The sequence below is a fragment of the Miltoncostaea marina genome (assembly GCF_018141525.1).
GTDB lineage: Bacteria > Actinomycetota > Thermoleophilia > Miltoncostaeales > Miltoncostaeaceae > Miltoncostaea > Miltoncostaea marina.
Genome location: NZ_CP064655.1, coordinates 1,361,204 through 1,373,897 on the forward strand (window position 1 = coordinate 1,361,204; position 12,694 = coordinate 1,373,897).

The 12,694-nt window shown below is 74.9% G+C and carries 10 protein-coding genes and 1 pseudogene; 9 read left to right on the forward strand and 2 right to left on the reverse strand.

Translation table 11 applies throughout. From position 1 onward, the window contains the following. Positions 1-205 precede the first annotated feature (205 nt). Together ITJ85_RS06815 and ITJ85_RS06820 are read left to right on the forward strand one after the other, a co-directional pair. Positions 206-1,117, forward strand: coding sequence for a CHAT domain-containing protein (locus ITJ85_RS06815; protein ID WP_217915603.1), 912 nt, complete (start codon positions 206-208; stop codon positions 1,115-1,117). A gap of 169 nt (positions 1,118-1,286) precedes the next feature. Next, the gene (locus tag ITJ85_RS06820) at positions 1,287-2,858 is read left to right on the forward strand and encodes an FAD-dependent oxidoreductase (protein WP_217915604.1); all 1,572 of its coding nucleotides are present in this window, start codon (positions 1,287-1,289) and stop codon (positions 2,856-2,858) included. A 21-nt stretch (positions 2,859-2,879) separates the two neighbouring features. On the opposite strand, the gene ITJ85_RS06825 is transcribed toward ITJ85_RS06820, so the two are convergent. Next, the gene (locus tag ITJ85_RS06825; protein ID WP_217915605.1) at positions 2,880-3,245 is read right to left on the reverse strand and encodes a DUF488 domain-containing protein; all 366 of its coding nucleotides are present in this window, start codon (positions 3,243-3,245) and stop codon (positions 2,880-2,882) included. A gap of 99 nt (positions 3,246-3,344) precedes the next feature. Between ITJ85_RS06825 and ITJ85_RS06830 the strand changes: the two genes are divergently transcribed. The 4 genes from ITJ85_RS06830 (at position 3,345) to ITJ85_RS06845 (ending at position 8,885) form a co-directional block, all read left to right on the forward strand. Beyond that, positions 3,345-4,190, forward strand: coding sequence for a sigma 54 modulation/S30EA ribosomal C-terminal domain-containing protein (locus tag ITJ85_RS06830; protein ID WP_217915606.1), 846 nt, complete (start codon positions 3,345-3,347; stop codon positions 4,188-4,190). Positions 4,191-4,305: 115 nt separating this feature from the next. After that, the gene (locus ITJ85_RS06835; RefSeq protein ID WP_217915607.1) at positions 4,306-6,078 is read left to right on the forward strand and encodes an HAD family hydrolase; all 1,773 of its coding nucleotides are present in this window, start codon (positions 4,306-4,308) and stop codon (positions 6,076-6,078) included. Positions 6,079-6,296: 218 nt separating this feature from the next. Next, positions 6,297-8,330, forward strand: a complete 2,034-nt coding sequence (locus tag ITJ85_RS17730) for an RCC1 domain-containing protein (protein ID WP_485020633.1) — start codon at positions 6,297-6,299, stop codon at positions 8,328-8,330. Positions 8,331-8,435: 105 nt separating this feature from the next. Beyond that, positions 8,436-8,885: a hypothetical protein gene (locus ITJ85_RS06845; protein WP_217915609.1), complete on the forward strand. Its 450-nt coding sequence runs from the start codon at positions 8,436-8,438 to the stop codon at positions 8,883-8,885. Positions 8,886-8,897: 12 nt separating this feature from the next. On the opposite strand, the gene ITJ85_RS06850 is transcribed toward ITJ85_RS06845, so the two are convergent. Continuing rightward, positions 8,898-9,326: a GNAT family N-acetyltransferase gene (locus ITJ85_RS06850; RefSeq protein WP_217915610.1), complete on the reverse strand. Its 429-nt coding sequence runs from the start codon at positions 9,324-9,326 to the stop codon at positions 8,898-8,900. Between the two features lie 34 nt (positions 9,327-9,360). On the opposite strand from ITJ85_RS06850, the gene leuS reads away from it, so the two are divergent. The 3 genes and pseudogenes from leuS to ITJ85_RS06865 all read left to right on the forward strand — a co-directional run bounded on the left by leuS (position 9,361) and on the right by ITJ85_RS06865 (position 12,596). Further along, positions 9,361-11,892 (forward strand): leucine--tRNA ligase, encoded by a 2,532-nt coding sequence (leuS, locus tag ITJ85_RS06855; protein WP_217915611.1) that lies wholly within the window; start codon positions 9,361-9,363, stop codon positions 11,890-11,892. Positions 11,893-11,973: 81 nt separating this feature from the next. Beyond that, positions 11,974-12,276, forward strand: a pseudogene (locus ITJ85_RS17610) (SLBB domain-containing protein); the annotation flags it as partial. A 56-nt stretch (positions 12,277-12,332) separates the two neighbouring features. Then, positions 12,333-12,596: a ComEA family DNA-binding protein gene (locus ITJ85_RS06865; protein WP_217915612.1), complete on the forward strand. Its 264-nt coding sequence runs from the start codon at positions 12,333-12,335 to the stop codon at positions 12,594-12,596. The last annotated feature ends 98 nt before the right edge of the window (positions 12,597-12,694 follow it).

The following is a 12,694-nucleotide window of genomic DNA, read 5'->3' on the forward strand; positions in this document are numbered from 1 at the left end:
GGAGGGAAGTCGTCGCCTCTCTGTCGGCGTCCGCAGAGGTTGAGCAACCCCAGGAAGCGTGGTGGGGCGCGAAGGTGGTCGCCAGCTGGACCGGCTCCGAGCCGGAAAGGTGCGAATGCCCTCCACTAGGCAAGCGCGTGACATGCGCGCGTCCGAGGCTCTACATTCGGACGAGGGAATCTGAGTCGAAGTCAAGGGGGAACGGGTGGAGCTCGTGCACCTCGAGGCGGTCGACGTGGTCGACGAGTGTCACTGGCGCTGGCGTCTGACAAGCGCGCAAGGGGCATTCCTCGCCGATCACACCGTTGCGCTTGCACGCGGCAGCGTTGAACTGGAGGGCTTCACCGATCTGTACGAGATGCTGCGCTGGCGCGCCGACCTGCAAGACCGACTCCACAGCGAAGGTCAGCTGGTCTCCCGAGTCGGTCGGTGGATGGGTGAGCAGGTGCTCGGGGCGGTTGGCGACGCGCTGATTGTGAGGGCGCCAGTGACCGTGCGCGTGGCGGTGCCCGAGGGGGCGCCCTGGCTCTGGTCTCGGCCGCTCGAGCTCGCCCACGTCGGTGGCGAGCCGCTTGCGGTGCAGGACGTGAGCTTCGTTTTCGCGCACGCGGTTGCATCCCAAGAAAGCGGCGGGCAATTCAAGGGCGCGGTAGGCGAGCGGCTCCGGATGCTCGGCCTGTTCAGCCTGCCCACCGGCGGAGGGGCACTCGCGCTCCGCCATGAACGTCACCGGCTGGCTCGGATGGTCCAGGAAGTTGCGACTTCTGAAGCAAAGGGGGTCGAGCTCCGGGTCGTCCAGTACGGGGTCACTCGGGAGCGGCTGGAGCAGATCGTGGAGGAGGGCGAGGGGTGGGACATCCTGCACTTCTCAGGGCACGGGCTTCCCCGCGGCCTGGTGCTCGAACACGAGGACGGCAGCGAGGATCTGATCGACGTCGACGAGCTGATCCGACTGCTCGGTCCGACCCGTCGCCAGCTCAAACTGGTGACGCTCTCTTCCTGCTACTCGGCCGCGGATGCCGCCACCACCACGCTCCAAGAGCTCGGCGTCCGGATCGAAGTCGCCCCCGTCCCGGCCGACGGTCCCCCCCGCACGAAGCTCAGAATGTTGAAATGATCGCTGGGGCTCCTAGCTCGGAGGTTGGGCTCGCACGCCTTCCGGCGCTCGCGCGGACGCTGGCTGACCGTCTGGGATGCGCCGTCCTTGCCATGCGCTACCCGGTGGTCGACGAGTACGCACCTGGAGAGGGGCGCCACGCCGCCCCCTGAGGAGAGGAGCGAGCCAGGTGCACGACCGGACGCCGGAGAGCCAGGCAGGCGCGGCGGCGACGCCGACCGTCGCGTCGGAGGGCCGTCACGCCTCGTTGTGGGTCGCCACCACGCCGGGGACCGCGTACCCGGCGCTGGAGGGCGCGCTCGAAGTCGACGTCGCCGTGGTGGGCGGCGGCATCACCGGGCTCACGACGGCGACGCTGCTCGCCGACGCCGGGATGGCCGTGGCCGTCGTCGAGGCGCGGCGGATCGCCACCGGCACGACCGGCAACACCACCGCCAAGGCGACGGCCCTGCAGGGCCTCGTCTACTCGTCGCTCGCCGACCGGCTGGGCGAGGAGACCGCGCAGGTCTACGCCGAGGCCAACCTCGCGGGCGTCGAGCTGATCGCGCGGCTCGCCGAGGAGCTCGCCATCGACTGCGATCTGCGGCGCCGCCCGGCGGTCACGTACGCGGCGAGCGCCGAGACGGCCCCGGCCGTGGAGGCCGAGGCCCAAGCCGCCCGCCGGGCGGGGCTTCCGGCACGGCTCGACGAGGACGCCGCGCTACCGGTCGCCGTGACCGCGGCGGTGCGCCTGGACGACCAGATCATCTTCCATCCCCGCAAGTACTGCCTCGGCCTCGCGGAGCGGCTCGCCGCCGCCGGGGCCACGCTCGTCGAGCGCACCCGCGTGACCGCCGTCGAGGAGGACGGCCCGTGGCAGGTGCTCGTGTGCCCGGCGGGCACCGTGCGCGCGCGTCACGTCGTGCTGGCGACGCTGATGCCGTTCCCGCTCGACGGCGGGTACTTCGCCAAGGCGGCCCCCAGCCGCTCCTACGCCCTGGGCGCGCGGATCGACGGCGAGGTGCCGGCCGGCATGTACCTGAGCGTGGACCGGCCCACGCGGTCCGTGCGACCGCATCCGGCCGACGACGGCGACGTGCTGGTGATCGAGGGCGACGCGCACAAGACCGGTCAGGACGGGGACCCCGCGCGCCACTACGCGGCGGTCGAGGCCTGGGCGCGCGAGCGCTTCCCGGTGGTCGAGGTGACGCATCGCTGGTCCGCGCAGGACTACACCCCGGCGGACGGCATGCCGTACGTCGGGCGCCTCACCTCCCGTCAGGAGGCGGTGCTCGTGGCGACCGGATTCGGCAAGTGGGGGATGTCGAACGGCTCCGCGGCCGCCCGGATCCTCGCCGACCTGGTGCTGGGCCGTGACAACGCGTGGGCCGCCACGTTCGACTCGACGCGCCTCAACCCGGGCGCCTCGCTGCCCGACCTCGTGAAGGAGAACCTCAACGTGGGCAAGCGCCTCATCGGCGACCGCGCCCGCACGGCGCTGCGCCCGCGCTCGCCGGACACGCTGGCCCCCGGCGAGGGCGCCGTCGTGACGACGGGGGGCGAGAAGGTGGCGGCCTACCGCGACCAGCAGGGCGAGCTGCACACGGTGTCCCCGGTCTGCACGCACATGGGGTGCGAGGTCACCTGGAACGCCGCCGAGCTCACCTGGGACTGCCCCTGTCACGGGTCGCGATTCGAGTATGACGGCGAGGTGATCGACGGGCCGGCGACCCGTCCGCTGGAGCGTCGCGAGATCGGCTGAGCCGCCCGCCGTGCGACGCCGTCACGCTCCGGCGCGCGGCAGGCCCCGGCGCAGGACCTCCGCCAGCACCACCGCCTGGTTGTGGTCCGCGTCGCGCGCCGAGTAGACGAGCGTGAGCGTGCCGCGGCGGGCGGTCCGCCGCAGGTCGGCCAGCTGCGAGCGGCACGCGCGCAGCTCCTCGACGTAGCGCTCGCGGAAGCCCGCGAAGCGATCCGGGTCGTGGCCGAACCAGCGCCGCAGCCCGGCGCTCGGCGCGAGGTCCCGCGCCCAGTCGTCGAGCCGGGCCGCCTCGCGCGCCAGTCCCCGGGGCCAGACCCGGTCGACGAGCACGCGACGGCCGTCCGACGCCGCCGGCGGCTCGTACGCGCGCTTCAGCCGGATGTCCACCGACACATGCTGCCACCGGCCCCACCGGGCCCGCCGCGCCGGGACCGGCAACCCCGCGACCCTCCGTAGTCGCCCGCAGCGCGCGGCGGTCCGGTCCCGATGGCCGCCGCGGCCGCGGCGCCGATGGTGGGGGTGACCGCGAAGGAGGACGCGATGCCCCGTACACGCACCACCGGCCTGCTCGAGCCGTCCATCCGGCTGCGGGGCGACGCCGCCGACGGCCACCGCGAGCGCGCCATGGCGAAGCTGCGCGCGGCGTGCATGTCGGCGCCACGACCGGTCATCCTGGGCCGGCTGGAGCTCGCGACCGAGCCCGACCCCGCGGTGGAGCGGCCCGCGATCGCCAAGGCGACCATCGACGTGGACGGGCAGCTGGTGCGGGCGCACGTGGCCTGCCGCACCATGGACCAGGCGATCGACCTGCTCGCCGCGCGCGTGCGCCGCAACATCCGCGCGCTCGCCGCCCGCCGCCGCGACCTCGAGCGCCGCCCGCGAGGGGCCGGCGGCGGCGTCTGGCGCCACGACCACGAGCCCGCCCACCGGCCGGAGCACCGGGCGCGGCCAGTGGCCGACCGGCGCCTCGCGCGGCGCAAGAGCCTGCCCGTGGCGCGGGTCACGCCCGAGCAGGCCGCCTTCGACATGCGGATGCTCGACCACGACTTCCACCTGTTCACCGACGCCGCCACCGGCACGGACTGCCTGATCCACCGCACGGCCGACGGCGGCCTGGCGCTCGTCAGCGCCGACCCGGGCGCCTGCGGCGCGCCGGCCGGCCCACCCGTCGCGCCGGCGATCCCGATGGAGGTCGGCGACGCGCTCGCCGCGCTCGACGCCACCGACGGGCCGTTCGTGGCCTTCGTGGACCCAGACCGCGGCCGGCTGATGGTCGCCTACCGCCGGTACGACGGCCACTACGGGCTGCTGGGGCCGGCCGACCGCTACTGACGCCCGCGCGCCGGGGTTTTCCCGCAGCCGGCCTGCGCGTCGCGCCGATGAGCGGCGCGCCGGCGGGCGGGATGCTGCACGTGCGGGACCGGCGTGGAGCGGAGGGAGACGGGTGATGTCGGTGATCGATCTCGAGCCGGCGGTCGGCGAGACCCCCGGAGGCGGCGGCCCGGGCGGGTACATCCGCGCCGTCGCGGTCGACTTCGACGGCACGCTCACCGACGGCGGGCGGCCCGGACGGGAGGCGCTCGACGCGCTCGCCCGCTACCGGTCGCACGGGGGCCGGGTGGTGCTGGTGACCGGCCGCATCCTGGCCGAGCTGCTCGAGGCGTTTCCGGACGCCGCCGCGCACGTGGACCTGATCGTGGCCGAGAACGGCGCGACCGTGGCCCGTGACGGCGTCGAGCGCCTTCTCGCCGAGCCGGTCGACCCGGCCCTGATCGAGGCGCTGCGCCGGCGCGGGGTGGCCGCCCGCGGCGGCCGCGTGCTGGTCGCGATGCAGTGGAGCGACCACGCGGCCGCGGTGGAGGAGATCGGCCGGCTGGGCCTCGAGCTCCAGCTCATCCGCAACCGCGGCGAGCTGATGGTGCTGCCGTCCGGCGTCTCGAAGGGCAACGGCGTGGCGGAGGGGCTCGCCGACCTGCACGTCTCCTGCCACAACACGGTGGCGATCGGCGACGCCGAGAACGACCACTCGCTGCTCGCCGCGTGCGAGGTGGGCGTGGCCCTGGCGAACGCGGTGCCCAGCCTGCGCGCCCACGCCGACCTGGTGGAGGACCGCGCCGACGGGCATGGGGTGGCCGGCGTGCTCGACGGGCCGCTCGTCTCGGGCGCCGTTCTGCCGCACCCGTCGCGCTGGCGCCTGCACCTCGGCACGGACCCGTCGGGCGACGACGTCGCGCTGCCGGCCTCGCCGAGCAACGTGCTCGTGTGCGGCCCGAGCGGCAGCGGCAAGTCGCACGTGGCCGGGCTGATCGCCGAGGGGCTCGTGCGCCTGGGCTACTCGCTGCTGGTCGTTGACCCCGAGGGCGACTACGGGGCGCTCGGCGCCCTGCCGGGCGTCGTGACCGTGGGCGGGGCCGACCCGCTGCCCTCGCCGGAGCGCATCGTCGAGCCCATCGGCCAGCTCGGCTCCGTCGTCGTCGACCTCTCGCTGCGCGACGCGGTGGAGCGCCGCGACTTCTACCGCCGCGTGCCCGCGATGGTCGAGGCCAACCGCGCCGCCCTCGGCATGCCGCACTGGCTCATCGTCGACGAGGCGCACGAGTACCTCGGCGCGGCCCATCACGACCCCGACGCGATCGTGCCGGGCCGCGGCGGCTACTGCTTCGTGACCTACCACGCCACCGAGCTGCCGCCGCGGGCGCTCGCGCGCCTGGACGTGCTGATCGCCCTCGCCGGCACGCTGCCCGAGTCGCTCCCCGAGCCCGTCCGCCACGAGCTCGACGGGGCCCGCGACCTGCTCGGGGCGGCCCGCCCCGGCCAGGCTGTCGTGATGCGGCGCGAGGGGACGAGGGGCGCGCCGGAGGCCCGCATCGTGACGCTCGCCGCCCGCGAGACGCTCCACGTGCGCCACCACCACAAGTACGTCAGCGGGCTGCTGCCCGAGGAGCTGCGCTTCCAGTTCCGCGTGGGGCCGTCGGAGACGGCCGGGCCGCCGGTCGCCAACGCGATGGAGTTCTACCGGGCGCTGCGCGCCTGCGACGCCGGGGCGATCGCCCACCACGCCGCAGGCGGGGACTTCTCGCGATGGCTCGAGGAGGTGCTCGCCGACCACGTCCTCGCCGGCCGCGCCGCGGCGATCGAGGACGCGGTCCGGTGCGGCGCCGCCGCCGACGAGGCGCGCGACGCCTTCCTGCGCGCCATCGAGGCGCGGTACATCGGTTGACGTCCCGGACCGCCTGAACTTCGCTCTCACCATGTTTGCGTATCCCATGGACGGGGTACGCGACCGGCAGCCGCCAGGCCCATGTCGTCACCGTGCCCCGGAGGGAGAGGGTGCCCCGGCTGCTCGTGCCGCTCGTCATCGCGCTCGCGTGGGTCGCGGGCGCGGTCAGCGCGCACGCGGAGCAAGCCGGATCCGAGGTCCGGCGCTTCCAGGCCGGCATGCTCGACGCCGGGCAGTCCCACACCTGCGCCGTCTCCGACGCCGGCGAGCTTCGCTGCTGGGGTAGCGGCGACTTCGGACGCTTGGGCTCCGCGGGCGTCGAGGACATCGGGGACGATGAGATGCCCGTCGACGGTCCTGCGGTAGACGTCGGATTCGGTCGCAGCGTCTCGGCGGTCGCCGCGGGTGAGAGCCACACCTGTGCGGTGCTCGACCGAGGCGAGCTGCGCTGTTGGGGGTTGGGCGCCGCCGGTCAGATCGGGCAGGGCGCGATGGACAACATCGGCGACGACGAAACGCCGGCAATGGCAGGTGTTGTCCGAACCGGTGGGCCGGTACACGGCGTCACCGCCGGAGGCGATCACACCTGCGTTGTCCTTGATGGTGGAGGCGTCCGGTGCTGGGGCGACGGCGCGTCTGGACGGCTGGGATACGGCGGCACGCAGGACATCGGCGACGACGAGACGCCGGACGCCGTTGGGCTCATTGATCTCGGTGGCCAACGCGCCGTTGCCGTCTCGGCAGGCGACATGCACACCTGCGCGATCTTGGCCGACGGGTCTGCGCGGTGCTGGGGCGAAGGAGCGAATGGTCGCCTCGGCACCGGGACGACCGAGGACATCGGCGACAACGAGACGCCTGGTGCGGTACCGCCGGTCGACCTTGGACCAGGGCGAAAGGCTCGGGCGATCTCGTCGGGCATGGCTCATACATGCGCGCTACTCGACGACGGCTCGGTCCGTTGTTGGGGTCTTGGAACCTTGGGTCGGCTGGGCTACGGCAGCACTGCATCCGTCGGCGACGACGAGGTTCCGGGGTCGGTGGCGCCCGTTGACCTCGGACCAGGCGAGTCGGCAGTCGCGATCGCGGCTGGTTCCACGCATACGTGTGCCGTACTCGAGGACGGCTCGGTGCGCTGCTGGGGCGCCGCGACGGCTGGTCGTCTTGGCACGGGTGACCTAATCACGATTGGTGACGACGAGCCCGTGAGCAGTGGCGCGCCCGTAGCGTTCGGCCCGGCGGTCCGGGCACGGGCGCTCTCCGCGGGGGGGAGCCACACGTGCGCACTGCTCGACGAGGGGACGCTCTCCTGCTGGGGGGCGAGCACCCTCGGCCAGCTCGGCTACAGCGATCCGGCGACGATCGGCGACAACGAGCCGGTCTCGTCCGCCGGACGGGTGCCGGTGGGCGCGACGATGATCGGGTCGGTGGCGGATCTCTCATTGTCCGCGTCGGCCGACGCGACCGGCGCCGAGGTGGGGCAGGAGGTGGCGATCACCGTGCTCGCCGCCAACGCCGGCGCCGACCCGGCGACGGGCGTCACGGTGGCGGCGGCGCTGCCATCGGGCCTTGCGCACGCCGGATGGTCCGCCGCGCAGGGGGCGTACGACCCGGCGACGGGCGCCTGGCAGGTCGGGACGCTGGCGCCGGGGGCGCCGGCGACCCTGTCGCTGCGGGCACGCGTCGCGGCGGAGGGGCCGCACGACGTGGTTGTCGAGGTCGCGGCGTCGGGCGTGGTCGACCCCGACTCCGCCCCCGGCAACGCGGCGGCCGGGGAGGACGACCGGGCGGCCGTCCGCGTCACGGGCCTGGTGGCGTCGGCCGCGCCGGCGCCGCAGGCGCCCGGGGGGCCGCCGGCCGCGCCCGGGCCGCCCGTCGCGCCGGGGCCGGGGCCGGCCGCCCGGCGGCGCCCCCGCTCGCTGAGCCTGACGGTGCGTCCGCGGCGCGATCTGCGCCCGCCGGTGCGCCTCCGGGTCGCCGGCCGGCTCGCCCTGCCGGCGGGCGTCCGGGCGGCGCGGGCATGCGCCGGGCGGGTGGTCGTGAGCGTCCGCCGCGGCCGGGCGGTGGTCGCGCGCGGGCGCCCCGCGCTGCGGCGGGTGGCGGGGCGCTGCGCGTACGCCTGGCGCAGGACGTTCGCGGCCCGCGGATGGCGGGCGCGCGGGCCCCGCGCGCTGCGGGTGCACGCGCGGTTCATCGGCACGCCCGCGCTCCTGCCGCGGGCGGCGCGGGCGGCGCGGGTGCGCGTCCGCTGACCGCGCCGGCATCGGCGGTCGCAACCTCCGCAAACCTGTCGAGGTCGCTGGTTTCGCCCGCAAACCCGGTGTATGAACGACTCGACACCACGGAGCGGAGGGTCGATGTCGGAGCTCAACGACGCCGAGAGCCGGCGGGCATTGGCGGCCCGTCAGCGGCGCATGGCGCTGCAGCTTGCCCGTTCGGGGGAGTCGCCCGAGGCCATCGCGGCGCGGCTCGGCGTCACGCGCGCCGAGGTCCGCAAGATGGTGGCGCGCGAGGCGCGCAGCGTCGCCGACGAGTCGCACGCCACCGACCGGCGCATCGTGCACGCCGAGGCCCTCATGGAGCTGTGGCGGACGCTCTACACGCCGGCCGTGTCGGGCGACATGCAGGCGATCGACCGCTTCCTGCGGGTGGAGGAGCGCCTGGCGCGCCTGCTCGCCCTCGACCTGGTCGACCACCTGCCCGCCCAGGCCGCCGCGACGGCGTCCGGCGGGGCCGACGCGGAGCAGCCGCGCGAGCGGGTGCGCCCGGCCGACGACGCGCTCACCCGCCGCTTCGTGCGCACGTAGCGCGCCGCGCCGCTACCGGCTGGAGCGGATGAAGGCGGTCAGCCCGTACGAGGTGACGGGCACCATGCCCAGGCGCCGGTAGAACCCCTCGGCGCCGCGCTCGGCCACCAGCACCTGGTGGTGGAAGCGGTCCATCGGATAATGGTCGAGGATGGCCCGGACGAGGGTGCGCCCGATGCCCTGTCGCTGGTGGTCCGGGGCGACCAGGATGTCGGCGATGTAGACGGCGAAGGCCTCGTCGGACATCGCGCGGGCGAAGCCCACGACGCGCTCGTCCTCCGTCGCGACGACGGCGAACGACGAGTGCTCGATCGCGGTGCGCAGGCGGGCGGGGTCGCCCGCGTGCGTCCAGCCGTGCGCCCGGTAGAGGCCGATGATGCCGGGGAAGTGCTCGGCCACGTCGGCCGTGCGGATCAGCACCGGTGGGCGGGTCGTCGTCATGGGGCCCCCTGAACCGTATGCGATACTCGCGCCGATGTCGGCGCCCGCTCGAATCCTGCCGGAACGGTACGACCCGGCGCCCGTCGAGTCGAAGTGGCAGGCGGCGTGGGAACGCGAGGACGCGTTCCGCGCGGAGCCGGTCTCCGGCGACGGGGCGCACCCCGTCGTGCCCGAGCGCCCGAAGTACTACGTGCTCGAGATGCTCCCCTACCCGTCGGGGGAGATCCACATGGGCCACGTCAAGAACTACACGATGGGCGACGTGGTGGCGCACCACCGCCGCCGCTCCGGCGTGGCCGTCTTCCACCCGATGGGCTACGACGCCTTCGGCCTGCCGGCCGAGAACGCCGCCATCCGCACGGGCGAGCCGCCCGCGGAGGTCACGGCGCGCAACATCGCCCGCATCCGCGAGCAGCTGAAGGGCCTCGGGTTCGCGATCGACTGGAACACGGAGATCGCGACCAGCGACCCGGAGTACTACCGCTGGACCCAGTGGCTGTTCCTGCGGTTCTTCGAGCGGGGGCTGGCCGAGCGGCGGGAGGCGCCGGTCAACTGGTGCCCCAACGACCAGACCGTGCTCGCCAACGAGCAGGTCGTGGACGGCCGCTGCGAGCGGTGCGGCCACGAGGTGGAGCTGCGCCAGCTCACCCAGTGGTTCCTGCGCATCACCGACTACGCCCAGCGCCTGCTCGACGACATGGACGAGCTCGTCGACTGGCCCGAGCGCGTGCTCACGATGCAGCGCAACTGGATCGGCCGCTCCGAGGGCGCGCGGGTGGTGTTCCGCACGGACGACGGCGAGCACGAGATCCCGGTCTTCACCACGCGCCCCGACACGCTGTTCGGGGCGACGTTCTTCATCGTGGCGCCCGAGCACCCGATCGTCGGCCGCCTGGTGGCGGGGCGCCCCGAGGAGGCCGCCGTGCGCGAGTACGCCGCCGCCGCGGCCCGGGCCTCCGCCGCCGACCGCGGCGACGCCGACCGGCCGAAGACCGGCGTTCCCACCGGGCGCAGCGTGGTCAACCCGGTCACCGGCGAGCCGATCCCGGTCTGGGTGGCCGACTACGTGCTGATGGACTACGGGACCGGCGCGATCATGGCCGTGCCCGGCCACGACGAGCGGGACTTCGCCTTCGCGCGGGCCCACGGGCTGCCCGTGGCGCGCGTCATCGCCCCAGAGGGCGAGGCGCCCGGCGCGCCGCTCGAGGAGGCCTACACCGGCCCCGGACGGATGGTGAACTCGGGGTTCCTCGACGGCATGGAGGTCGAGGAGGCCAAGCGCGCCATGGCGGCGTGGCTGGCCGAGCGCGACCTCGGCGAGGCCACCGTGGGCTACCGCCTGCGCGACTGGCTGATCTCGCGCCAGCGCTACTGGGGCGCGCCGATCCCGGTGGTCCACTGCGAGCGCTGCGGCACCGTCCCCGTGCCGGACGACCAGCTCCCGGTGCTGCTGCCGGAGGTGCGCGACTACGCGCCGAAGGGCCGCAGCCCGCTGGCGGGCGCCGAGGACTGGGTGCGCACCGACTGCCCGCGCTGCGGCGGCGAGGCGCGCCGCGAGACGGACACGATGGACACATTCGTCGACTCGTCCTGGTACTTCCTGCGCTACACCGCGCCGCACCTGTCGTCCGCGCCGTTCGAGCGCGAGGTGCTCGACTACTGGATGCCGGTCGACCAGTACATCGGCGGGGTGGAGCACGCGGTGCTGCACCTGCTGTACGCCCGCTTCTTCACCAAGGTGCTCTACGACGCCGGGCTGGTGGGCGTGCGCGAGCCGTTCGCGCGCCTGTTCACCCAGGGGATGATCTACCGCGACGGCGCGAAGATGAGCAAGAGCAAGGGCAACGTGGTCGCCCCCGACGAGATCGTGTCCCGCTACGGCGCGGACACGCTGCGCCTCTACGTGCTCTTCATGGGGCCGGCCGCCGAGGACATCGAGTGGAGCGACCGCAACGTCGAGGGCCAGCGCCGCTTCGTCGACCGCATCTGGCGGCTGGTGGGCGGCCTGGAGGCCGGGCCGCTGGTCGAGCGGCCGGCGCTCGAGGCGCTCGCCGCCGACCCGGTCGCGGAGGAGCTGGTGCGCAAGGCCGAGGCGACGATCGCCAAGGTCGGGGCCGACATCGGCGAGCGGTTCTCGTTCCACACGGCGATCTCCGCCGTCCAGGAGCTGGTCAACCTGGCCACGAAGGACGCCGCGGAGGGCGCCCTGGGCGACGAGGTGGGCCGTGACGCGCTGCGGTACGCGGCGCAGACCGCCGTCTCGCTGCTGTTCCCGTTCGCCCCGCACGTGTCGTGCGAGCTGTGGGAGGCGCTCGGCGGCGAGGCGCTCTGGCGCGAGCCGTGGCCGGTCGCCGACGAGGCGTACCTGCGGCGGGACACGGTCACGATCGTGGTGCAGGTCAACGGCAAGCTGCGCGACCGCCTGGAGATGCCCGCGGACACCCCCGACTCCGGGGTCGCCGCGCTCGCGCGGGCGCTGCCGAAGGTGGCCTCCGCGATCGAGGGCAAGGCGGTGGTGCGCGAGGTGGTCGTCCCCGGCCGGCTGGTGAACCTCGTCGTGAAGTAGCACGGCGCCCGGCACACGGGCGCGCGCGCGGCGGCACATCCTGCGCGTCACGCGCGCGGATCATCCGCCTAGCGTGGGGTCATGGACCGGCTCCTGCCATGGCTGCGGCGATCGGGGTGGGCGTACATCGCCGTGGCGGTGGCGCTGGCCGCCGTCGCCTGGCGGCTGGGGCCCGGCGCGGCGTCGGGCGGGCAGCCGCCCGCGACGGCCACGGTGCCGGCCGAGGCGCCGGGCGATGCCGGCGCCGGCGACGGGGCGCCGGGCGAGGCCGCCGGGCCGCGCGCGCTGGTGCACGTGGCGGGGGAGGTGCGCGACCCCGGCGTCTACGAGCTCGCGCCGGGCGCGCGGGTGGTCGATGCAATCCGGCGTGCGGGCGGGCCCACCCGCCGGGCCGACCTCGCCGCCCTCAACCTCGCGGCGACGGTGCAGGACGGCAGCAGGTGCGCGTCGCGCGGCGGGCGCCCGCCGGCGGCGCGGCGACGGGCGGCGCGGCGGGCGCCGCGGTGCAGGCCGGTCCGCTCAGCCTCTCGTCGGCCACCACCGAGCAGCTCGACGCCCTCGACGGCATCGGCCCGACGCTCGCGGCGCGCATCGTCGACTGGCGCAGCGCCCACGGCGGGTTCTCGTCCGTGGATCAGCTCCTCGAGGTCCCCGGCATCGGCCCGGGGCGCCTCGAGGCCATCCGCGCGCGGGTGGTCCCGTGACCGGCGGGGGCCCTGACGGGGCGTCAGCCCACGCGCCACTGGGGCGCGCAGGGCCTCGCCGGGCGGCGATCGGCGCCGGTCGGCGGCCGCGGCGCGCA

Bases quoted from the DNA above. Each gene is read 5' to 3' on its own strand.
- ITJ85_RS06835 (WP_217915607.1), top strand. From the start codon at position 4,306: ATGTCGGTGATCGATCTCGAGCCGGCGGTCGGCGAGACCCCCGGAGGC.
- ITJ85_RS06830 (WP_217915606.1), top strand. From the start codon at position 3,345: ATGGCCGCCGCGGCCGCGGCGCCGATGGTGGGGGTGACCGCGAAGGAG.
- leuS (WP_217915611.1), top strand. From the start codon at position 9,361: ATGTCGGCGCCCGCTCGAATCCTGCCGGAACGGTACGACCCGGCGCCC.
- ITJ85_RS17730 (WP_485020633.1), top strand. From the start codon at position 6,297: ATGCTCGACGCCGGGCAGTCCCACACCTGCGCCGTCTCCGACGCCGGC.
- ITJ85_RS06845 (WP_217915609.1), top strand. From the start codon at position 8,436: ATGTCGGAGCTCAACGACGCCGAGAGCCGGCGGGCATTGGCGGCCCGT.
- ITJ85_RS06850 (WP_217915610.1), bottom strand. From the start codon at position 9,326: ATGACGACGACCCGCCCACCGGTGCTGATCCGCACGGCCGACGTGGCC.